Annotated in this window: 17 protein-coding genes; all 17 read right to left on the minus strand. The window is 38.4% G+C overall.

The features are described 5' to 3' along the window. Positions 1-8: 8 nt before the first annotated feature. On the minus strand, positions 9-716 hold the full coding sequence (locus tag H6A27_RS02975; RefSeq protein WP_204507610.1) for a response regulator transcription factor: 708 nt from the start codon (positions 714-716) through the stop codon (positions 9-11). Between the two features lie 4 nt (positions 717-720). Then, positions 721-2,043, minus strand: a complete 1,323-nt coding sequence (locus tag H6A27_RS02980) for a sensor histidine kinase (RefSeq protein ID WP_204507611.1) — start codon at positions 2,041-2,043, stop codon at positions 721-723. Positions 2,044-2,095: 52 nt separating this feature from the next. Further along, positions 2,096-4,645, minus strand: a complete 2,550-nt coding sequence (locus H6A27_RS02985) for a carboxypeptidase-like regulatory domain-containing protein (RefSeq protein ID WP_204507612.1) — start codon at positions 4,643-4,645, stop codon at positions 2,096-2,098. Positions 4,646-4,670: 25 nt separating this feature from the next. Next, entirely contained in the window at positions 4,671-5,480 is an 810-nt protein-coding gene (locus H6A27_RS02990; RefSeq protein ID WP_204507613.1) for a GLPGLI family protein, read from the minus strand. A 122-nt stretch (positions 5,481-5,602) separates the two neighbouring features. After that, positions 5,603-6,769: an ATP-binding protein gene (locus tag H6A27_RS02995; protein WP_204404789.1), complete on the minus strand. Its 1,167-nt coding sequence runs from the start codon at positions 6,767-6,769 to the stop codon at positions 5,603-5,605. A gap of 92 nt (positions 6,770-6,861) precedes the next feature. Beyond that, positions 6,862-8,427: an ATP-binding protein gene (locus tag H6A27_RS03000; protein ID WP_204507614.1), complete on the minus strand. Its 1,566-nt coding sequence runs from the start codon at positions 8,425-8,427 to the stop codon at positions 6,862-6,864. A 456-nt stretch (positions 8,428-8,883) separates the two neighbouring features. Next, positions 8,884-13,278: a hypothetical protein gene (locus tag H6A27_RS03005; RefSeq protein WP_204507615.1), complete on the minus strand. Its 4,395-nt coding sequence runs from the start codon at positions 13,276-13,278 to the stop codon at positions 8,884-8,886. A gap of 12 nt (positions 13,279-13,290) precedes the next feature. Beyond that, positions 13,291-14,508, minus strand: a complete 1,218-nt coding sequence (locus H6A27_RS03010; protein ID WP_204507616.1) for an OmpA family protein — start codon at positions 14,506-14,508, stop codon at positions 13,291-13,293. A 14-nt stretch (positions 14,509-14,522) separates the two neighbouring features. After that, entirely contained in the window at positions 14,523-16,220 is a 1,698-nt protein-coding gene (locus H6A27_RS03015) for a PI-PLC domain-containing protein (protein ID WP_204507617.1), read from the minus strand. A 29-nt stretch (positions 16,221-16,249) separates the two neighbouring features. Beyond that, positions 16,250-16,438, minus strand: coding sequence for a hypothetical protein (locus H6A27_RS03020; protein ID WP_204507618.1), 189 nt, complete (start codon positions 16,436-16,438; stop codon positions 16,250-16,252). A 29-nt stretch (positions 16,439-16,467) separates the two neighbouring features. Further along, the gene (locus H6A27_RS03025) at positions 16,468-18,795 is read right to left on the minus strand and encodes a GumC family protein (RefSeq protein WP_204507619.1); all 2,328 of its coding nucleotides are present in this window, start codon (positions 18,793-18,795) and stop codon (positions 16,468-16,470) included. Between the two features lie 20 nt (positions 18,796-18,815). Beyond that, positions 18,816-19,610, minus strand: coding sequence for a polysaccharide biosynthesis/export family protein (locus tag H6A27_RS03030; RefSeq protein WP_239469549.1), 795 nt, complete (start codon positions 19,608-19,610; stop codon positions 18,816-18,818). Positions 19,611-19,627: 17 nt separating this feature from the next. Continuing rightward, a complete protein-coding gene (locus tag H6A27_RS03035; protein WP_204507620.1) occupies positions 19,628-20,518 on the minus strand; it encodes a phosphoenolpyruvate carboxykinase in 891 nt (296 codons plus the stop codon). Beyond that, on the minus strand, positions 20,515-21,609 hold the full coding sequence (locus H6A27_RS03040) for a nucleotidyltransferase domain-containing protein (protein ID WP_204507621.1): 1,095 nt from the start codon (positions 21,607-21,609) through the stop codon (positions 20,515-20,517). The genes H6A27_RS03035 and H6A27_RS03040 overlap by 4 nt, the downstream gene beginning before the upstream one ends. 20 nt (positions 21,610-21,629) lie before the next feature. Beyond that, complete coding sequence (locus H6A27_RS03045) at positions 21,630-21,848, minus strand: PqqD family protein (protein ID WP_239469550.1); 219 nt, start codon at positions 21,846-21,848, stop codon at positions 21,630-21,632. A 72-nt stretch (positions 21,849-21,920) separates the two neighbouring features. Next, positions 21,921-22,565, minus strand: coding sequence for a sugar transferase (locus tag H6A27_RS03050; RefSeq protein ID WP_204507622.1), 645 nt, complete (start codon positions 22,563-22,565; stop codon positions 21,921-21,923). Positions 22,566-22,575: 10 nt separating this feature from the next. Further along, entirely contained in the window at positions 22,576-23,697 is a 1,122-nt protein-coding gene (locus H6A27_RS03055) for a glycosyltransferase (RefSeq protein ID WP_204507623.1), read from the minus strand. Positions 23,698-23,727 lie beyond the last annotated feature (30 nt).

The raw sequence follows: 23,727 nt of genomic DNA on the forward strand, positions 1-23,727 counted from the left end.
ATTCATAATCATATTATCATACATTCATCTATAGTAAGCTTATATCCATTCCCCCTTATATTAATAATCTGTACACGTTTATCCTTCGACAAGCGATGCCGTATCCGCGTTATCAGAACCTGCAAACTTCTGGTACAGAAAAAATCATCGTTTCCCCATAATTCCAACAATATGTTCTGCATAGGGACGATAGAACCGAAATTCTGACAAAATCTTTTCAGAACCTCTGTCTCTCTATTTGGAAGTTGCTCTGTATCACCAGTAGGTATATATAAAAGAATCCCCCTGTCCGCATCAAACTCATAATCTCCAATTTTAAAAATCCGCTGTTCCGATTCTTCTTTTGAAGAGACACGTCCGGAAAGAGCTTTTATGCGTACTATAAGTTCTTTCATGGCAAACGGCTTACGGATATAATCGTTGGCACCTGTTTCAAATCCTGCCACCACATCGTCCACCTCTGTTTTTGCCGTAAGAAATATTACGGGTGTAGTCTGGTCTGTTTTTCGTATTCTCTGTACCACATCAAGTCCAGATATTTTCGGCATCATTATATCCGAAATCAGGACATCGGGTTTTGATTCAAAGAAAAGTTTCAGTCCCTCCTCACCATCGTATGCAAGACAGACGTCGAAGCCAACACTTTCCAGTGTATCTTTAATTATCTTTGCCAGAGTTATTTCATCTTCAACAAGCAATACTTTTATCTTTCCCATATCATTATAATTCAATTGTAAACGTACTTCCCTCCCCCGGAGTACTGGTTAATGAAATCCGTCCTCCATGTCTTTCCACAATCGTTTTTGCAAAATAAAGACCAATGCCATATCCTTTCACTTCGTGTACATCGCCATGAGGAACACGATAGAATTTCTCAAATACATGTCTCTGGTGTTCCGGAGCTATTCCAATTCCATTGTCTGATACAGAAATAAACAACTTATCTGATTTTCTGATTGCCTTGAGCAATATCCTCACCGGTTCACCTGAATACTTTACCGCATTATCGACTAAAGTAGAAACCACACTCGACATCAGTTTTGCATCGAATACTGCAGTCAGATTTTCATCGGCCTCTATCTGTATATCACAGGCTTTTGCAGTACGTAACCTGGTTTCCTGTACTATTTTCTCAAACATATCTCTAATATTTGTCTCCGATACGTCCAACCGGAAATTACCCCTTTCCTTCATTGACATCGAAAGAATACGTTCCACAAGGGCACTCAGTTTTTCCAGCTGTTCCCTTGTATCAAGCAGGTATTCCTCCCTTTTTACAGGATTATCCGCCAAGCCATAATTCAACAATGCATCATTTGCCGCGTATGCCACTGCAATTGGAGTCTTCAGTTCGTGAGTGATATTGCTCGTAAAGCTGCTTTTCATCTCGTCCAGTTCCATCTGCTTTTTCAGCGTTCTAATAAAAAACCAGAAAGAGAATATCACTATGGCGACAACCATCAACGAAGTGAATATAATGCCGGACATATTCAACAGTATATATCCGGTCATCAGCCCAGTATCAAATGAATAAGGTGTTTTACCAAAAGTTGATTTAACTATGATATATCCATTTCGAACAACAGAATCGAGATTTACATTAGATAAAAACTCCTGTCTATCCAACGGACGGAAGACTTCATCTATACCTGCCTCCTTAAAATTCTGAAAAAGTATGGAATCCATCATTTCATAAAATTCCGGAGAAGTCACTGAAGATGCCACCTGTTTGTTAAAGTCATCACGCCTGTAAACACTTATTGACCTGATTTTATTGCCAGAAGAAGAGTCTCTTTTTATTGATACAATCTTAGACAAATTATCAGGACTCAAAAATGCTATGGAGTCTGTCAGTTGCTCTCGTTTTAACTGAAACGAATAAGCTGCGAGCTCAGACTTGGAAATCAATGAACTGATCTGCATCTCCAACGACTGTCGTTGAGACTTGTAAAGCCCCGAAAGCCAATACCCCTCATAAGCAGCAATCATGACAACTGAAATTACTGCAATAATCAGGAATCTGTGTTTGTTATCTATCTTCATACCAAATAAATCTGTTTAACAGAACAAAAGTAATAGTTTTAAGGCAATATAATCACAAATCCACACTCAACTTCATGAGATATTCACGAGGTCTGAGTCGGGTCATAGAGTAAAAACGGGTGATTGAACTTACATTAACCTGCTCATAAACAGAATTGCCGATAATATTGTCTGCCACAAGCGACAGTTCCCACTTCTTCGATTTATACCCTACAGAGATATCACAGAAGCTGTTCACTCCAAAAGATTTTTCATTGCTGTGATATATTTCATTATTCATCGAGAATATCCATCCGCCTGCGGGATTGAAATTTACCCCAAGCGAATGCGACCAGTCAATTACACCACTTTCATTGTATGGAGCTGTTTTTTCCTGTCTATTGCATATCATCATTTTTGACTCACCCTGTATTGATATACCTTTCACAGGCTTCAATGAATAGTCTAACGACGCATTATACACATTCATCCTGTTTTTAGCCAACACTCCGGAAACTAACATCTGCGATTCGGAGGAGTTTACTCCCCCTCCAATCCCAAGAGTGGTATTTGCCCAAAAGAAATTCTTGGCTATGCGTCCGTCAACGATATATGAGTCAGTACTATAACGCCCGGATGTAGCCACCATATTATACACTCCGGAATCCAACTCTCCGCTATACAGAATGTTACCTATATTGTGAATATACACAGGTCGCAGATAGGCAAACAGACCGTAAAGGAGATTACGATAAGTTAACGAAGCGCTCAGAGAATGAGCAAATTGAGTTTCCGGTTCGCCTATTCCAACAGTACATTGAGCATACGAAGTGAAAAGAGGTTCTGTAACAAGTTTCTTTGCATCATACGGATCGGCCGTCAGACGGTAATCAAGAATAAGTTTCGATGTGGGAGACATTTCCCATCTCCAGTTCAGATTAGGCTCAATCCAGAAGTCTGAAGAACGAAGCTTATCAGCAGCCCCATTCCCCGAATTATCCAATAACTGATTCACATAGCTGACCTTGGTCTTTGCCGTTAACTCATGTCCTTTATGCCTCATACTCACAGACGGACTCCAATATAGCTGTTGAAGCTTCCAATCAGTGCTGTTTATCTTCTGATAACGACTGTCAAATCCCATCATATTATCAAAATACAATGCTCCGAATTTCTTTTTATACTGCACATGATTTTTCGAAGAGAATAAATCCATATCAAGCAACTGACTGTTGCCGTTTATCGTAAGCAACTGTCCCGGCAAACGGGTATAACCGGTAGAAGAATTGAACTGAATGACATTGCCCCCTGCCGTAGTATGCGACAACAGTAAATCTTCCGAGACCATACGTTTATAAGGTTTGACTGAAAGAGCGGTAAGCCTGTCATTATAAAGTATATTGCCATGACTTACATTCCAGTCGGAATACACTTTCGAAATGCTTTTCAGATATGTTCTTTCCTTATTCAGCGTATATGTTATTTCTCCTTTTGCCTCCTTTCGCCTGCTTTCCACATTCCAATCCTCCGTAATTACCGGCGAACCGTCCAAATCCAGATATGTAGTGGAGCTCTTTCTCAGCTGTTCCTCACTGTCAAACAGTCCGCTTGCCTGTATTCTCAGATCTGAATCTTTTCCAGTCCTCCACAGCCAGTTACCGGAAAGAAGATGACTTTTATTGAATGTATATCTTTCGACATCAAAGGCAGGACCGCCCAAATCGAGCAAACTGATAATATTCGCTTCTCCACGATATTCCAACAAGTCGGAAAGGCTTAAAATCTCATCTGCAATATTTGTCCCTGTATTGGTGTTTTTATAAAGCAACAATGTCTGGAAATTCTTCTTGAAATTCATCTCCATCAGACGGTTCTCGTAAAGGAAGCCATCACTCTTTTCCGCCAATCCCAATCCTATATCAGCCAAACCCGTCCAAACAGACTTGGCATCATCTTTAAGAACTATGTTCAATGCTGCTTTATCACTGAACTCAATATCACGCAAGGACTTTACAGCCTGATGATTTTCCAAGACCTGAACACTCTCCACCTTGTCTGCCGATATGTTATTGCTGGCCTGGGCATATTGACTTCCCATCAGATCAAGACCTTCAATGTAAAAATGATTTATCGATTTTCCCTGATAAGATATACTGCCGTTAGGCTTTACTTCCAGACCTGGCATTTTCCTTATCACATCGGCTATACTGCGGTCCTGTATCTGCTTGAAACCTGCTACGGAATATGTCAGAGTATCACCCCTTTCACTTATACGTTCGGCTTTTACAGAAACCTCACGAAGCTGAAAGCTTGTTTCTTTCATTCTGACAACAACCGTATTTACCGCAGGATTATACTTTACAGTCTGTGTTTCATACCCCAGAAAGCTGAATCTGATATATGCAATTCCACCTACAGGTTTAAGAGTAAAGTAACCCTCAGCATCTGAAATGGCATAACACAGCTGCCTGCCAGATTCATTATAAGCCACAATATTCACTCCATACATTCCATTTTCGGATGTATCAACCACCTTACCAAAGAAAACAGCAGAAGATTGCGCAGGCAGACACAAAGAAACAGCAAGGGAGAAACACAACAGAATGATTCTTACCATAACCATACGAATGATGTATTTTCAAATGGCATTATTCCAGGTCAAGATAATTACTTGCAGGCTTGACTGTATTGGTTATATCTTTACCGTTGATATCAACAGCCTTTACCAGGTTGATACCCAATTCTTTTACCGCTTCTCCATAAGTCTTCCCTTCCTCGGATTTTCTCAGTTTCATAAATTTCGAACGTGAACACTTCAGAGCCTTGTCCTTCTCGAACAACTCTATTCTGGCGTCAGAAACATTCTGTTCCAAACCTACCGCAACAAAATGAAAAAGATTGTCAGCATCGCATGCTTCAAGAATCACACCGGGCAAACCTTTCAGAACATAAGGACCTGCCGAAACAGGGATATCGGGTGTGTACCATACTGTCCATGTTCTGCCATAAACTGTTGCTACGGCCTTCTTGCACTGATAATCACAAATCGTTTTGGTACTGTCAGATAATTCCCACTCTATCTGCGGAAGTTTCTCTGTGTATATAAACTTATTTGTCTTGATATACTTCATATAGGTATATTCATCAGACGATGGCGCACCCGTCAGAACTTCCAGAGAGTTCTTGTTTCCATACTTTATGTTTGCATTCTGTGCCCTCGCCAAGGCTGTCGCAATATCCGTTTCTTTGGAAATATTATCATATTCCGACGCCCATGCCCTGTTATTCGGATTATAGAAAACGGATTGGGTTTTGCCTACATCAAGAAACCATCTGTAGGTTTTGCGTGTCTTACTGTACAAAGCATCACAATAGTATGTGACGCGAAACAAGGCTGTTTCCTGCGCATTCAGCACAACAGCCGAAAGAAATAGAATAAAGGTAATAATCTTTCTCATAAATACATTCATTTAATGTTTATATGACAAAGATCGTATGTTGGAACCAGATTTGCGGTTAACTCATAGCTAACACTCGGTTAACTATGGTTAACTGAATCCTCTACTCTACCTTACATTCATCAATAATTAAATCCGAAGCTCCACAACGGAACAATATTACCATAACCAAATTCTATATCGTCCTTAACAATATATGCATTTTCAATACCTTCTATCTGTTTCAGGCCTTTCTTGCGACCTCCAACCTCAAATGTAAAGTCTCCGACCATGAAATCTGCAACGGATGAAGTGACAATATCGTGGTTTACACGTAACTGGTTGAAGAAATAAGTCTCACGAATATTGCCTATGTCTGAATCTTCTCTGCCAAGCGCATAAATAAGGTTTGTATTATCGAGATATATCTTATCAACCTTTCCAAGCCCACGTATTCCACCTGTATCATCCCTCAGTTGAGCTATCATACCAGCCTCTTCTATGTACAGACAATAATCAGCAATGCTGTTACGGCTTACATTCAATACCGACGCAAGACTGCTAATATTTGGTTTGAACGGTACACTTTTCGAAATCACAGCCAATAGTTGTTTTAACTTACGTGCTGTAGATACATTCATTCCGGCATATTGCGGTATGTCGGACTCTATAGTGACATTAACGATCTGTAGCAGCTGATTCTCATAATTATTTTTAGGGAAAGGATAATATCCTTGCCTCAGATAACCGGAAAAATATTGCAAAGGACGGAAATCAGACGGAAATTCTAACTTTAAATTCAAAATTTCGTCAAGTGTGTATGAACGAAAATCATAACCATGGAACATGTTGAGATATTCACGGAAAGACAGTCCCTGCATGTGATACATTGATGTACGACGACTCAGGTCAGACACTCCTTTATGTATATCCAGAACTGACGAACCAGTAAAGACTATCTGTAGCCCGGGATGATAGTCATACATCAGTTTAAGTTCTTTCGACCAGTCTTTATAACGGTGAATCTCATCGATAAACAGATATTTCCCACCCTGTTTCACAAAACTGTCTGCCAGGTCCAGAAGACGATGGTCGGCAAAATAAAAATCCTCGGCTGTTACATAAAGGGAAATCTCTCTGGGAAGATTTTCTTTAATGTATTGAAGGATGAGCATAGTTTTACCAACTCCTCTTGGCCCCGTCAAACCTATCATACGGTTATTCCAGTCTATTTTATTATACATGTAACGGTGATAGTCCGTACTTACTTCCTGAATAAGTTTACTGAATCTTTCCTGTAATCTGTGCATAATACTCTTTTTTGCAAAGAAAACATATTTTGCTCAATTAGTGAGCATTTTTCGAAATATTTTGCTCAATGAATGAGCAAAATAATAATAACTTATCCTACCATCCATTCCTCTATAGTCCCCGTCTCTGACGAGAACACAGCACCTATCTTATATACTCTACGTCTGTCAGACTCATATTCACGGGCATACCCCCTCTCCTCTATCTGACGCATAGCCTCATCGGCAGTTCCGTCAAGCTTGAATTCAAATATATAGACATAATCCGGAGTTTCCACGATACAATCTACACGACCGTGGCTCTGCACCTTCTCCGTATAGACTGTATAGACACTGATAAGGCGCATGATAAGATAGAATGTATAGTGGAAATATCTTTCCTTTTCGCGCTCGTTCTCTTTGCGTCGCATCGTATAGGGAATACTTGCAAGGAAAGCAGTCATACCGGTACGGAAATCGTCTATCTCACCTTTTTTCAATTGTGAGACAGCTTTCCTTATCCATGATGCAGTCTCCATTTTATCGCCAAAATAAGATGAAGCCACCATCGTAAGAAATCCGCGTTTTACCTCATTGTTTGGAAAATCAAGCAGGAATGTCATTTCTTCCAAATCGAATTTCTTTATAGTGAGATAGCCACTCTGATATATCATAGGCAATGGCTGCTCAATGTTGGCTTTGTAGTCTATAAATTCTTCAGGAGAATAATACTTCCCTGTTATCTCGTTCATATTCTCGTCTGAATGCGACAACAGGCGGATAAGATATGTCGGTGTACCGCTCTTGAACCAGTAATCATATATTCTTCCGGCATCAAAAGCATTGAGCAAACTGAAAGGATTATATACATCGGTCATTCTATCGCTGAAATGATAACCGTCATACTGCGACTTAAGCATATTCATCATTTCATCATACGAACAACTGTATTCGTCAGCCATCTGTTCTATAGGCTCTCTGAAATAACTTTCAAGTTCATACTGAGATATACCGCAAAGAGTCTCATATTTGGCATGCATGCTTATATCCTTGGGCTGATTGAATCCGCTGAAAACACTCACCTGCGAGAACTTCGTTACACCTGTCAGAAATACAAACTGAAGGTACTCATCGGCACCCTTGAAAGTGGAATAAAAACCTTTCAGGATGTTGCGATGTTCTTCCTCAAGGTTCTTGTCGTAGTCCAGGACATCGAGGATTGGCTTGTCATACTCGTCAATAAGTACCACTGCACGGAGACCGCTCCGTTCGTAGGCAGTCTTAAGCACCTTCAAAAAGCGGTTTCCAAGGTCCGCTTCTATATCACCCGAGTCTAATGAATACTCTTTCTCCCAATCGGATATATAGCTGTTTATACGGTTCTCCAAAATCCCCCTCTTCATAAAATTAGAACCGTTGAAATCAATATGAAACACCGGATACACCTTCCAGTCCTTTTCCAGCGCATCTATCTTCAATCCCTTGAACAATTCCTTTCTGCCAAGGAAATAATTCTTCAATGTTGACACAAGAAGACTCTTGCCGAAACGGCGCGGACGGCTGAGGAAGTATATTGAACCTTCCTTCACCAAGCTGTAAACCATATCAGTCTTATCTACATAAACAAAATCGTCCTCTATTATACGGTCAAAGCTCTGTATTCCTATAGGATATTTCATGATGGAGAATTAATAATTAGTGAATGCTATTGTTGTCACTCACAAAGATAGTATTTTCCCTAGTATAATAGATGATTCGGGCAAGATTTTTAAACATAAATACGGTGTATTGACCCCTGATTTGGAATGACTGCAGAAACATGGAGTAACCGAACTGACAATGGAGATTACCGTATATATTTGATTCCTATTTTGCGTGTGTTTAAAGAAATGTTCGAACAGTAACTCGTCAATCCATATTTCATATAACAGCTTCCCGGTCGAAAAACAGACATCAAGGATACAGAGTGGATTACTATCTGCTTACACAAAGAAATGTCAGATAAAAAAGTCCTAGCTCTATAGTACATTTTATATACTAAGTAAAATTCATAATTTTAAAACAAAACAGAATAGAGGATGTCTCACAAAAGTGTGACATCCTCTATTCTGTTTTATTTCTGTTTTTGATATCAGTTATTCCTTTATCAGGTAGAATCTGTTTGATACAGAGGAAATATTGCTGAATACGATACTTTCTCTCAGTGAATGTTTCTTGCCAGTTTTACTGTCAAGCAACATCCAGCCTTCCCAGAAATTACTACCGTTGTCAAAATCCAGTTTTACGCTTCCTGATTGCTTCATATAAAGACCCAAAGGAATACTCTTACCGGACTTGATGCGTTGGATGGCAAGTGCTTTCCTTTCTGCCACCGTATATACGGCAACCTCAGGCTTGACCTCATTGTCTATCAGTATGCTGATGTCCTCTTTAGAGCTATATGAATCAGAGGCGCTTTGTGACTGTAAGACAACACACGATGAAGTTTTACCGTTAACTGTAGCATTTATTCTTAACATTCCATTCGGTACAGAAGAACGGCTGCTTACAGAACGTGAACGGAATGCGGCTGGTGTAGATCCATTCTTCTGATGGAACATACCTTTAGTTAAATTGACAGTCAGTCTTTCTCCTTGTGTTTTTGCCTGTACAAATATAGCTTCCATCGGTGCAACTGTAGTAGGTGTTTCTGCAAGTGTAGAAACAAGATTTCCACCATTTAGTGTAACGGATACGTAATTTGAACCGTCATATATTTCTACGGCACTCACATTTGTTGAGTTTTGTAACAGAAATTCTCTTATATCAAGATGAGTCATGAACGGATTTCCTAACAGGAAGCGGGTGCCGGATGTTTCAATTGACAAATCTATACTTCCATATTTATCCATTATAAACTTTCCAACAGAACTTCGACCAATTGTTCTACTTTCACCGGTAGCCACTCCGTTAGCATAGAAGAAATTATAAGTCTTATGTTCTTTCGGGAAGCGGAAAGTATATTCCCCTGATTCTCCGTCTTTTCCCGGACGGATAGAGAATCCCTGTGCAGGTTGATAATCAGTACTTACAGCATTAAATGTTCCTGACCAGTCCGTCTGATCTATATTAATATCAGATATAGAACCATTCTCACTCACACCTACCATTTCTACTGTTTTACTCCAGAAACGCTGATATATAATTGGTGAAAAACGCTGTTCAGGATATGTGGTCTCATTTAAAGATACAAAGAAGCATTCAGGATTGGTATTAGATACAAACATATCTCCTGTGTACATTCCATTTAATGGTGCTGAAAACAGACTGTATTTTCCACCTTCCAGATTAGCATCAATGAAAACCTTTTCAGGATAATTATCTGAAAAGGCCGGAGTATTTTCAAGCTCCGCTCCTGGTGCAAAATAGATAAAATGGCACATATTATCTTCTCTGTCCACCAATCTAGGATAAATAGAAGCACCAGAAGGAAGGATAACGTCAGTACATTCCCATGGCGAGCCATTGTCCCAGTTTTCCCATCTGTTCCAGTCCGTGGACTCGCCCTGCGGTTTCCATTTGGTCTGCTTCGGGTGGACGTACACTTCGGCGTTGTCCCACAGGTGTTCTCCTTCCTGAAGTATGTCCACATAATATCTTCCTTTTTTCCACGATGCATCATCGTCTACCCGTAAGATCTTCCCGTCCTCGCTGAAGGTGCAGTTCGTGGTTCCGGTCGTTCCGTTCTCTCGGTTGGTCCATGCCAGTGAAAGTACGGTGCCGTCTGTCAGGGTGGTACTTTCTACTGGAATCAAGGCTGCGTTGCCTTCGCACAGATGGGTGATGCCGCTTGCCAGAGTCAGGACACCAGATGTTACATCGTCCGAGCAGTCCGGAATACCGTCGCCGTCTGAATCAACACGAGTATATACACCACGAAGATATATAGTTTTTATTACACTTAATGTACTCGCCATTTTAAGTTCTATTCTATTATATGGAGAAGTTAGTTTTTCACCCGGTATCTCAAGATATACTTTTCCGTTTCTGCTGATTACATTTACATCTGCTGTAGTAAAGTCTGTTATACTTCCTACCTCAGTGTCCCCATTAAATACTGTTAAAGAAAAACCTCCAAGAACTTCTGTACTGATTAAATCTCCATTTCCTCCTAAAACGAATCCTATCGGCTGTTTTGCCGGTTGTTCGTCAAATGTAAGGCTTATGGTTGCTCCAGATAACAGTCCTACTGTTGTATAATAACTTGCATAAGTGTCGAGACTTGCATCAAGTAAATTTTCGAGGTTATCAAGATTTCCCAATATAGCCCCAATTCCTTCACCAACCTTAGTGTTCTCGTAATCTATGTTCAGATTATGTCCAACATTCGTCATTACTTCCATACAAGCTTCGTTTGCTCCTTCTTCCTTACAATCAGTACTTTCATAGAATACGTTGTAAATTCTTTGAGCTTCAAGAACACCCGCAACTCCATCTCTCCATAGTTCGATGTGATCAAACTGTTGGTTTACATTTATACTCAAACGAACTCTACTGTTATCATAGTTTAACACACCAACATTAAGAAGACTACCGTCCGTACCTGTGTTTATCTCAGTATTACCATCATAGACCTTTACCTTATAGGTTTCTATTGCTGTTAAATCCAATAATCCGGTTAAAGCTTGCACTTCAAACCCAACACGCACACTCTTTCCCTCTGAATTAACCTTTTTATTTGTTGTAATTGCGGCTATCGGTCTAAAGCCCAAAATTTCCACCATACGAATAGATGTAGCATAGTTATTATAATTTCCATCAATGATATTTTCTACATTATTTGTATTAGAAATTACTGATATACCACCTTGTGGTCCATAAGCTTCATCTATCTTTGCTTCAAACTCCCCATCTTTTGTTATATAAATATTACAGTTTTCATCCGGTAACTGTTCTTCTTTTGAAATAGTTATGGTTTGAACTACTTGTTTTTGATTAACATCAGTATAAATAGCCTGAATAACATATTCTCCAGGTACCGTCATTCCATATAATATATGTTTATCTTCTGTTATACCAGGAGATGCATTGCTGGGATATGATTCTAAAATATATTGAACATTTCCATCTGTTGGTGTTTTCAGTTTATAAGTAGTGGAATTTGTTTTATCACTATTGCTAATAGCGAAATAGTTAGTTGGGTCAAGCTTTACCGGTTCACGAACATAGGCATAGAATAACTTAAAAGTTTTATTGGTTAACCCGTCAACTATATTTCCCAGTACTCCTAATATATTACCAGACAGTCTAAGCTGTAATTGTTTAGTATTTTCATTTTCAACCAACATGCCAACATAAGCAGGAGTTTCGTCAATTAAATCCAGCCCAAGGTTTAAAACTGAAATAGGCGGCGTTACTTTTTGTAAAGATGTTTCATTCTTGGTACCGTTAGTGTATGTATATAATTCCGGTCCAGAATTGCCTAATATATTTACATTAATCAAAGTATTCGAAAAAGAATATTTAAAACCAATCTCGGTGCCTTTTGGCAATGCCCGATTGAAATTTACCGTTGCACGTATATCCGTAGATAATAAGTCTGTAATTCCAAAACGATGAGAAGCATTATAACTGGAATCTTGTATTATATTATCATAATTTTCCAACTCTTGCGTGTAATAATCGTCACCTAATATATGCTCTTCCTGTAACCCACTATTAATTACCGGTGTATTTTCTCCCCAATAATATGTATAATATTCTTCACTTGTAGCCCTAATCTCCGGATTTTCACCAACAAAAGCATACTTCAAACAAAATTCAAATCCTTCAAGTATAGAAATATCCAAGCCTCCAAAATCAAGAGCTACTTCATCAAAATCAGCATTAGCTATAATTGAAATACTACGTTCAGCCCAACTCGTTTCTGATAAAGATCCCAATGAAAGTAGGTTTACATATAAGCTCTCATTCTTAGTATTGGATACAGGAACTCTTTGAACTTCATTTCCACTTTTGCGAAGGACAATATTCATATTCTTCAGTAATCCTACCTTCAATACAGAGATATTCTCTTTTTCTATATATGTAAAACCAACTTGTTGTCCTTTTGAATATACACGATACATATCTCTAATAGACACAAGTTCCTTTAAATTCAGTTCCCCATTTACTACTGATGATGAGAAAGCCGTATAATTATATAAATCAGTATCAACAATACTTCCGAAATTGTCAGAACCTGTATCTATTATTTTCAATAAATCACCAGCAGAGGAATTTACCACCTTTCCCGGCCCAACTATAGGAACTCTACAATTCTGTGACATCCATGTTCCATCATCTTGTTGAATCAGCCCTCCGGTATTAACAGCCTTTGTTTCACTTCTTGTTGTCTCAGTTGAAGTTCCTGCTATAGCAAACTCATCATCCACACATGATGAAAATACTCCCGACAGAAGAACTGTTGACGAAACCGCCAATACAAGCTTTTTTATTTGTGCATAGCCAGTCACTCTGTGACCGGCCAATGCATTGATTTTAGTCTTCATTGTTATTATCTTTTATTCTTTTTCTTCCAATATCTTTGTTATAACAGCACGGCTCATACGAGGGTCATTATAGAACATATCATCAACACCACCCTTATGATCAATTCTCAACTGTTTCTTAGGCACACCAAACTCATTTACCAGACATTCGTAAACTACTCTCGCACGGTTCTTACTCAATACGATATTTCTTTCTACACTACCAGTGCCTTTATCCGCATAACCAGTAATAATATATATTACATTTGGATCTGCTTTCTTTATATTCTCAGCAAACAGACTTAATTGTACGCGTGCTTCGTTTGTCAAATCCCAAGTATCTATCTTGAACACCACGAAGCTTGCTGCTGCCATTGTTCTTATGACAGTGATAGAGTCTGTCTTGCGTTTGGCAAGCTGAGCCTGCATATCATTAAGTTTGTCTTGCATTGCCTTGAGCTCTGATGTACGGTCATGAGTGCGTATAATTGTCTTGCTTCTATCCCATCCACGTGGTTTGAATTTATATGTCAGTCCTATCGTAGCACTCCATAAACCTTCCCCCCATCGTCCGCCAAGCTCACCGTCGAAACGGTCACTGACGTATGCTCCTCGGATATCCAGATTTAAATCGAGTGCATCGTTCAGACGGAATGAATTCAGAATACCAACATTTGCACTTACTTCCATACTTTGTGGCGATTTCCATACTCTGGTCCATCCGAGACCGAAATATGGAGAGCAGTTATATACACGCTTTTCATTATACCCGTACAATATGTTTGACATATTGAACAAGGCATCCAGGTGCAGGTTATAGAACTTGAACTTCTGCTTCATCAGCCAATAGCCGTCTCCACCTTTACCCGGTACATCCTCTCCGGTACTATGAGTCGGAAACTCACCATGACCTTCTTTTTGTGTGGCACCTTTTACGGAAAGTCCGCTATACATCAGTCGCACCCCGATTCCTGGTGTAAACCATTTTCCTACAGCGATATCAAGTGCAGGCGCAATACGGTTAAAGAACTTTACCTGTTTGTCATGATTTCCGAAAAGTACCTGACCGCCGAAACCACCACTGACAAACCAGTTATCAAAGAAATGGTTGGTTTCTACTTTATATTTGTCATTGTTATACTGAATTTCTTCTGTAACATCCGACACGACAACAGTCGAGTCTACTTTCTGTGCGTTTACTGCCGAAGTTATGGCAGCACAAGCTATTATTAAGCCGAATCGTTTTATCATATTATTTTTTTATTTTATTTATTTGCAAACTGATGTATAAACTTAAAGTTACAGTCGATAATGGACTGGGTGAAAAGGTCTCCATATGTTTGAAACAGTTGTGGCTTGCCTGCTTCAGGTTCTCCCACTACATTTTCAGTACATGCATATGGTATCATGACAATCCCTGTATTTCCTTCTTGTGTGTTTACTATATGGTCATATATGGCTTTATTGCTGCTTTTAACTATATCTTGTGGCATATTATCATATGCACAATAGGTAACAGTCCACGCTCTAGATACATTATTTCTTAAATTGTCAATAACATATTTTGCCTCATTTTCATTGTATTTATCCTCTGAATAATCTTTATTAAATGTAATACCACTCATATTTTCATTTATGAAAAGTATACTTCCTCGTGCTTCAGCAAGTGTCATATCTGCTTTAAAATCAATCTTTTTAGTTGACGATACTGTACTTCCATCCCCACACAGCGCAATTACAAACTCCTGACTATTCTTACCCAAGAAAGATTCAATTTCTTCAATTATAGTGTTCATTTCATCTCCAGCTGAACGCAAATCCAATGCTCTGACACCCATATTCAATAAGTTTCCTGCTGGTATGCTTTGCAGGTTTCTATAACTTCCTGGTATAGACAATTGTGATACATAAACCTTATCATCCATGTAGCTCATCCAGTTATTAGGTTGAATACGTTCAGGGTCAAAATCTGGAAGTTTTATATCAAATTTGTATTCCTGCTGAAGGTTACCGTTCATAGGTATAACATAGTTCTGATACCCTGTTGTATGAATTCTTAATTTAGCAGTATCGCCCCTGCTTACATCCATAAGTACGGGAGGAAGGAATACCAAGAATGAGATTTTCTCTTCAGCGTTTAATTTAATGTATCTTTCACCATTATTATTATTAAATGAAACAAACACAGATTCCTTTGTATCGTCTAAAACAGAACCTTCCTTTAAATAGCCATTATCAACATCATACAAAAACTCTCCATTATTTAAAGCCCTAGGCATAATAACACTAACACCTGTTATTGTTGTAGGCCCAGGTATGATGCCTGTACCAATATCGCTACCGGTACTTCCAGCTGTTACATTTATCTGAAGAGTTGTCATGACAGGTCTGAATGTCAGCAGGACATGCTTATCCGAAGTAGGAGGCAAAGTATTCTTTGCTACCATGTATGCATTTTTCATATCCGGAGTAGTTTTATACGGACTGGTTAAAGATGAGACGGAACAAACCTGATTTGTCATGTATTTCATCTCAAACATACCTTTCATATCCCCTTCATTAGGATATGTCTCTATACGTTCTGCCGGATATGCGCCATAAAATGTATGGTCATTATAGCTACCCCATTTAAGTCTATCATCGCCAACAGCTTCAAAATCAGCATGATGATAATGCCCAGGCTCGTCTTTATAAATGTTAGTTATCTCATATACAGCATTCTTCGGCTTATTTATATCAGCATCCAGTGCATTAGCTTCTGCAGAATATATACCAATCTGGTCATATTCCTCCCAATCAAGCTGTAACCATTCACTATAATAGGTTCTGCTCTGCGGCGTTGCAGCAGAGAACGATATAGCGTCTCCCGGGTTTGCCGGTATTGAATCTTCGTTCTCGCTACAGCTACCCATAAAGATAGCCATACCAAGCAGAAGATGATGAAAATATAATTTCTTTCTCATAGTTTCTGTTTTTTCTTTGTTATATTAAATTATTCCCACGAAGTACTTTCAAAAGTAAAACTACCACCACCTTTATGTCCTTCTATACTCACATGACGGTCTGAACTCACATCATCTCCCGGTTTTCTGTCTGAAGCCACACATATACTGTTCTCCAACTTCACCCTTGTTCTCTTTGTTCTGGGTGTCTCATAAATTTCTTTTTCCTGATTTTTCATTGTTCAAAATTTATTGTTACACATTTATTTTATTTCTTCTTATAACCATATCCATAATATCCATAGCGTCCGTAATATCCATAGCGTCGATGCATTTCTGCTCCATTAAGGATAATAGCCATATTGCGCAGCTTATTCTCTTTATATAGCTCCTCTATATCAGGCAACTGTCTTCTGTCTAGTCGCCCGGATCTTACTACAAAAAGAGTCATATCTGCTATTCTGTTAGAGATTGTAGCATCGGCTATTATACCCACAGGTACGCCGTCCACAATGATATAATCATATCTGCTTCTCAATTCTTCAATCAGCATATCCAGTCTATCTTCCATCAGGAGTTCAGCTGGATTTGGGGCTATTGTACCGGCTGCGATCATATCAAAGCTTCCTTTCTTTTGAATAATGTCGTCCACGGTTAATGTGGTATCTGCAATATAGTTGGTAAGACCTGTCTTAGACAACTTGAAGAATCTGCTTAGGGTTCCCCTCCTTATATCCATATCGAGCAGAAGTACACGTTTTTTTGTAAGCACATAGCTCATTGCAAGATTGCGTGATATATAAGTCTTTCCGGCGCCCTCATTCAGTGATGTAAGTGTTATAACCTTCACCGGTCGGTCTTTGCGGTTCATAAACGACATGTTGGTTCGTAATATACGGAAAGCTTCAGCCGTTATACTGTCACCCGCTTCATTCTCAGGCTGGACATCGTTGCTTTTAGGATTCTTTTTCTTATCCAAAGGAATCTCTCCAAGAAAAGGTATATTTACCACACCATCAAAATCCTTGCGGCTTCGAACCCTCGTATCCATAAACAGTATGGCAAGAAATGTTACCCCCGGTATAGCCATCCCCATTAGTAATCCCAACAATAGAATTCTGTTACGGTCTGGCGATATGGGATAACTACCACCATCCGCACCGTCTATGACTCTGGCATTGTTATCTACCATAGCCTGCGACAGTGCATTCTCTTCCCTTCTGTTCAGAAGGAAAAGATACAGTGATTCCTTTATTTTCTGCTGACGTTCTATTGACAGCATTTGCCGTTCCTTTGTAGGAATTGATGTAATACGCTCCTTTGCCCTTTTCTCGTGGCTCTGTGCGTCATTACGTTTCATATTGATACTTACAATCATATTTTCTACTGCCCTGATTATATTCTGTTTCATGGCAAGAAGAGAATTGTTCAACTCCTCTACTATAGGATTGTTCACACTATAGTCATCTATCAGTCTGTCACGTTTCAGTTTGGCATTGTTATAGCTGCTTATCTGACTTTCAATGTTATCGTCACCGATACCTGTATTGGATGGAATAAGTTCCCTGTCATTCGACGGATTAGTAAGATATTCTTTGATATAGTTGGCCAGACGCAGCTGTGTCTCTAGTTCCAGAGCATTTGAGTTATACTTCTGCGTTTCCTGCATATACATGCCGGCAGCAGATGAAATATCTACGATTTCATTGCTCTGTTTAAAGTTCTCTAAATCAGATTCTACACTACCCAGTTCATTCTCAATTATAATCAGTCGTTCATTAATGAAGTCGGCCGTATTGATTGCAACCTGATTCTTGTCCTTGATAGCCTCCTCGTTATATACTGTTATAAGCATATTTATTATATCCTCTGCCTTTCTCGCCGAGTTGTCTTTCAGCGAAAGTGTCAGGATTGAGGCTTCCTCCTCTTCCTGCTGAATACCCAAAGAGTTTTTATAAAAATCGGCAACAGCATCCAATGGATATTTACTGATATGTATTTTTTCACCGAACCACGATTCATTAAAATTGTTTGTTGGTGTCACTACTATATTCATTCCGTTATCAAGAGATATTGTATCATTAAGGCTTGATGTATATACCTTTTCTTCACCTAAACCTTTCAGACCAGAGAGGACAATTGTCTGTTTATCTTTTATCTCTATTGTAAAGTTAATTGACTGTTCTGACATGATATCCTTAAAACTGACACATACAGGCGACTGTGTATACAGTTCTATACTTCTCAGCCCATCTTCTAACTTATAATTGATATCGGCATGTACACGTTGCACCACCTCTCTCATCAGTTTCTTTGATCGGAACTGTAATATTTCATTGGCAACATTGACTTTGTTGATAAAATTATCAAAACGGTCAAGTCCTCCTGAGGATGCTTTATTTGATGGGTCTTTTATTATTACAGTTGCTGAACGGAAATATATGAAAGGTGCAGTGGCATATTTGTACCATGCAATACCAGTACAGATTAGTACAGACAGTAAAAACCATTTCCACTTCGAAGCTAAATACAGTAACAGGTCTATAAGGTTTATACCTTGATCATTCTTCGAATTCGAATTTCTTTCAGTTTGCATATTCTTTTATGTTGATATTATTACTTTATAGCCCACATAACAGATGAAATTGCCGAAACAACAGACAACAGAAACGTTGTTATTTTCCATCCTCGGTCTTCTATATCGGCTTTACGGTATTTAGGTTCCACATACACTACATCATTCTGCTGCAGATAGAAGGCTGGTGAATCAAAAATTTCCTTACTGCGAAGGTCATGCATAAACATTTCACGTTCTCCATTAACTTCCCTGATAACAGCCACACGGTCTATCCGCGCGTTCACAGCTATATCTCCGGCATTAGCGATGGCTTCCAGAAGAGTGATACGGTCTCCTTCTACATTAAATGTTCCATTACGACCAACAGCTCCTAATACAGTGTATTTGAAGTTCAGAAATTCGATACTCACTATCGGGTCTTTCATATAATTCCCCTTCTCTATCTTTTCTTTTATCAAGTCTCTAAGTTCACTCACAGTAAGACCTTCTACATGTATTATTCCCAATATCGGGAACTCAATATCACCATCTATATCTACACGATATCCTTTTTCGTTTACTCTTGTTGAAGCTTCTGTTCTTATATCACCCTCACTACCTACTCTGAAAGTACCGCCATATATATTGAACGGAATGGCAAGTTCAGGATTCTTGTTGCTGACAGTAATGCTCAACCTGTCATCACGTCTGATAGTAGCCTCTTTTCGGTCATTATAAGGATATTTCTCACCTGTCTGCATATCCTGCATATAGACTATATTCTTACTCGATGTACACGAAGTCAGAAAAGATACGGCAAAAACTATTGCCCAAATAATTTGTTTATACATCATTTGATTTTAGTTGAAATTTATTTGACTACAAGATTTTTATAACACATTAGAGCAGCTTCCCTGTCGGGTCTGCATTCAAGTTTTCCCACAGCTACAGTCTGACATATCTTTATCAGTGTTTCATGCATGATGTTGCTTAAGTCCTTATCACACGATATAACTGAACATCCGGGATAAACAGATATAAACGCATCCACATCTTTAAGTAGAGAGAAATTGTTTACTTCACTCTGCTTAAGCCTTACTATACCTCCCAAACGGAAGGACAGATTCTTATAGCAGGCTGTTTTACCGGACCATGGCGTTCCATATCCATATATTTCATTTCCAATAATCCTAATGACTGGATTGTCGTCATTCAGAAGCACTGTATCTGGTATATTGCCAATCCACAGTTGTGCATGAGTACTTTTACCCGTACCGCTTTCTCCCATAAAGAAATATGATATATTAGCTGAATAAACGGCAGCAGCATGAACAGAAACAGCTTCATATTTAAGTATTGACTGTGAGAATGCTATTCTCAATAAAGAAGAAAGCTCATTGTTCTCATTATTATCATGCACTCTCGTATATATTACGATTGCTTTAAACTGTTTGTCAGCCAGCATATAATGCCATTCATTCCACAAATTAGTCTTTACAGCCAGCATATACCCGGCGTCGTGTTTATACAGACGGATAATTCCCATTTCATTTTCTGTTTCATCGAGTAGATTTCCATTCTGTTCAACAAATGATGCTTCATCCAACGACCGGATCTTACATCTGATAAGAAATGAGTCATTCACCGGTTTCTCCAACTTAAAAGGAATGAAAGAGGGAAGAACACTGTCTATACACAGGTTCCTGAACGTCGATATTTTAATATCAAATCCGGCTATACGATAATAAAAATCATTTTTCATTTTAACTGCCCTTTTATAAGATACATAAAAAGGCCTAAAGCCTCTTTAGGCGCGATTTTATATGCAAAACGGATGTTATTATAGAAAGACCAGGCTGTATGTACTTTTCTTAATATAACAGAATCACATTTTCCGGTTGTAATTGCATTATGCCCGAAATTTCCTCCATTCCACACTATAGCATACAAGACATCAGGAGAAACCATTATCTCATGATTAGGAATATACTGTTTGGGAAGATTGATATACTTTACCAAGAATGAAAATTGCAATGAACACCACCTATCCAATCCCAATTTGGAACATATCACCCTTATATCATCACCTGCCAGTTCACCATACCATGTGTAATAAGAGATGGCAAGATCACAGAACTGACGCAGTCCGATTCCCAATCCAAAAGCATGTTTAAGTATATGAGTACTCTGCTGTATTATATTAAGGATAGGATGTGGTATATCTATCTGAACATCATTATTTCCACAGAGGGTTATCGATTTCACACCGTATCTCGTTTCCAGTTCTTTAGAATATCTTATCGAACGTGACGTAAACAAATCAAACATACGTTTATGGTGTTCTATCTTCACTCCTTTCCAAAAATAAGACATACTTCCGTCTGCCTTGTTCTCTGTTCTGATTCCCTCCCTATGTATACAATTCTTTGCGCCTAAAAAATCTTTTTCAGTCGGGAAATAAAAATCAATATCCCCACACTCTCTCAACAATGGGTTCTTATATAAGGAAGCTATGCCCTGCCCCTTTAGCAGTACAGGATTAATTCCGGCTTTCTTAAACATCTCACAGAGTTCTGCCAGTACAGAGTTCATCTTCAGATTACTCCGTTCGATAGCATCAATAGTTGCAATCCATCTCACAAGAAGATTTTCTTTCGGTTGAATACTTTCTGGTAATTTCTGGATACCGGCAAATATTAGCCCAGTTACAGTCTGTTCTCTGCTCAACCTGTACAGGACCTTCCATTCGGTTTCTGTCAGCGGAAATATTGAAATTTCTCTGTTTTCATAGTCCCAAAGTCCGGATTGCAGAAGTGAAAAGAATGCTTTATGTATTTTTGATATATCCATCATTCATGCAAAAGGGAAACTTTTCAGTAAATAAGACCATAAGACTCCCACTCCTCAAGTAGTTTTTTCAGGTCATAAGAGGCCTTATCTTTTAAAACATCATATGTGTCACATATAAACTCAACCAGTTGTTCAAAAGTACATCCACCTTTATCTATACGTTTCCAGATGTTTGCGGCTGTTTTATTCATACTGTAAACATCACTCATGTTTATCAGTTCATCACGAACTTCTACAATCATATATTGATTGCCTATTTTTCTTAATTTAAGATTATTCTTCGTATGTAGTATTCTATTATCAATCATCATTCTTTAAAATTTCTTTCCTGTCAGCAAAGACGTTAATGTGAGATATATTATTTTTACATCTAGCCAAAATGATTTGTTACGCATATATTCCAAATCCATTCGGAGACGTTCCAACATTTTTTCCATAGTATCGGTATATCCGTTATAAAGTGTTGCCGGCGAAAATATTCCCGGTCTCAGTTTATACAGCAACTTATAATCAGGATTGACAGAGATAATACGGTCAACAAAAAACTTTCTTTCAGGGCGTGGACCTACCAGACTCATGTCTCCTTTCAATATATTCCATAACTGCGGTATTTCATCCAGATGGTGCTCTCTTAAAAAATAACCTACTTTTGTCATCCTTTTATCGTTTCTCTGACACAATACTGGTTTGTCATCCTTTTCAGCCTCTATAATCATAGAGCGGAACTTATATATCGTGAAAGGTTTTCCACCATATCCTATACGCTCCTGTCTGAAGATTACCGGTCCTCCATCTTCACGCTTTATCAATAAATATATGACAAGACATAGTGGCGATGTGATTATAATTCCTAAAATGCTTAAAACAATATCCAAAGAGCGTTTTATAAAGTTATAGTTAGTCATAATATCACTATATATCAGAAAGTTATTCAATTGGTATGTTGCTAATATTCTCATTTAATAATTATTAAAGGTTATTATATAGGTTAATACTGTTTTCTATCATTTTTTCTTTTGTAAATAGCTCACTATATCTGTTTATCGCTCCAGAAGAATAATGGTTATAAGTTTCTGAATCTTTGGTTATATCCATTATGGCTTTCGCAAGATTCTCAGCATTTGCCGGTTCTACGTTCAGACCGGATATCCCATGTGAATTTACAAAAGGAACACCAGACTGTGGTATATTTGTAGCTACTATCGGCTTACCGCATGACATAGCTTCTATCTGCACTATTCCGAAAGCTTCTGTTTTCATTATGCTACTTAGGCAAAACACATCACATGCTCCATAATATGATGGTAGCTTATCATCAGAAATTCTACCAAGCAACTTAACTTTATCTTCAAGCCTTTTTTCTTTTATCTGTTTATCTAACTCTTCTTTTAAAGGACCGGTACCACCTATCAGAATAACAAAATTGTCATTCAGATAACTGGCTGCATCTATCAAATATCTGAATCCTTTATAAGCGACCAGTCTTCCTAATGAAAAAATTATCTTTTTCCCTTTATATTTTTCTCTAATCTCAGATACCTTATCTCTTTCCGGTTTAATTGGTTCTACTCCTATTGGCACGCAAATAGTTTTCTGCTGAACATCTTTCAGATATATAGACTCTTTTAGATAAATCGGAGAAGTACCGACTATAATATCTGCTCGCTTAATTATCCAATCTTGTATAGGTTTATAAAACTTAAGAAGTAACTTCTGCTTTAATATATCACTGTGCCAGTGTAATACGACCTTTCCTTTATAACCGGACATGAGCAATGCAAGTGAAGCCATAGGGTCAGGGTGATGTACATGTATTACATCATAATCATCTTTGCACCTTCTTAAAGTGAGAATCATCGCAGGAGAAATCATTGTAGCTGCTGCCTTTGTCCATGAGTGACAGGTAAGTAGCTTCGCTTTATCATTAAATTCATATTTCTTGCTTTTCCCCTCCAATGCCGCACATAGCATATCACATTTAATGTTCTTTTCCGACAGCCCGAGCATAAGCTCGAACTCGACTTTTTCTACACCTCCATAAATTGGATAAAACTTACCCAGCTGAAGTATTTTTCTTTCAGATTCTTCCATTATTTTATTTATTGAAATAATAGACATTAT

The sequence above is a fragment of the Bacteroides caecigallinarum genome (genome assembly GCF_016902295.1).
Taxonomy (GTDB): Bacteria; Bacteroidota; Bacteroidia; order Bacteroidales; family Bacteroidaceae; genus Phocaeicola; species Phocaeicola caecigallinarum_A.

Bases quoted from the DNA above. Each gene is read 5' to 3' on its own strand.
- H6A27_RS02975 (WP_204507610.1), bottom strand. From the start codon at position 716: ATGGGAAAGATAAAAGTATTGCTTGTTGAAGATGAAATAACTCTGGCA.
- H6A27_RS02980 (WP_204507611.1), bottom strand. From the start codon at position 2,043: ATGAAGATAGATAACAAACACAGATTCCTGATTATTGCAGTAATTTCA.
- H6A27_RS02985 (WP_204507612.1), bottom strand. From the start codon at position 4,645: ATGGTTATGGTAAGAATCATTCTGTTGTGTTTCTCCCTTGCTGTTTCT.
- H6A27_RS02990 (WP_204507613.1), bottom strand. From the start codon at position 5,480: ATGAGAAAGATTATTACCTTTATTCTATTTCTTTCGGCTGTTGTGCTG.
- H6A27_RS02995 (WP_204404789.1), bottom strand. From the start codon at position 6,769: ATGCACAGATTACAGGAAAGATTCAGTAAACTTATTCAGGAAGTAAGT.
- H6A27_RS03000 (WP_204507614.1), bottom strand. From the start codon at position 8,427: ATGAAATATCCTATAGGAATACAGAGCTTTGACCGTATAATAGAGGAC.
- H6A27_RS03005 (WP_204507615.1), bottom strand. From the start codon at position 13,278: ATGAAGACTAAAATCAATGCATTGGCCGGTCACAGAGTGACTGGCTAT.
- H6A27_RS03010 (WP_204507616.1), bottom strand. From the start codon at position 14,508: ATGATAAAACGATTCGGCTTAATAATAGCTTGTGCTGCCATAACTTCG.
- H6A27_RS03015 (WP_204507617.1), bottom strand. From the start codon at position 16,220: ATGAGAAAGAAATTATATTTTCATCATCTTCTGCTTGGTATGGCTATC.
- H6A27_RS03020 (WP_204507618.1), bottom strand. From the start codon at position 16,438: ATGAAAAATCAGGAAAAAGAAATTTATGAGACACCCAGAACAAAGAGA.
- H6A27_RS03025 (WP_204507619.1), bottom strand. From the start codon at position 18,795: ATGCAAACTGAAAGAAATTCGAATTCGAAGAATGATCAAGGTATAAAC.
- H6A27_RS03030 (WP_239469549.1), bottom strand. From the start codon at position 19,610: ATGATGTATAAACAAATTATTTGGGCAATAGTTTTTGCCGTATCTTTT.
- H6A27_RS03035 (WP_204507620.1), bottom strand. From the start codon at position 20,518: ATGAAAAATGATTTTTATTATCGTATAGCCGGATTTGATATTAAAATA.
- H6A27_RS03040 (WP_204507621.1), bottom strand. From the start codon at position 21,609: ATGATGGATATATCAAAAATACATAAAGCATTCTTTTCACTTCTGCAA.
- H6A27_RS03045 (WP_239469550.1), bottom strand. From the start codon at position 21,848: ATGATTGTAGAAGTTCGTGATGAACTGATAAACATGAGTGATGTTTAC.
- H6A27_RS03050 (WP_204507622.1), bottom strand. From the start codon at position 22,565: ATGAGAATATTAGCAACATACCAATTGAATAACTTTCTGATATATAGT.
- H6A27_RS03055 (WP_204507623.1), bottom strand. From the start codon at position 23,697: ATGGAAGAATCTGAAAGAAAAATACTTCAGCTGGGTAAGTTTTATCCA.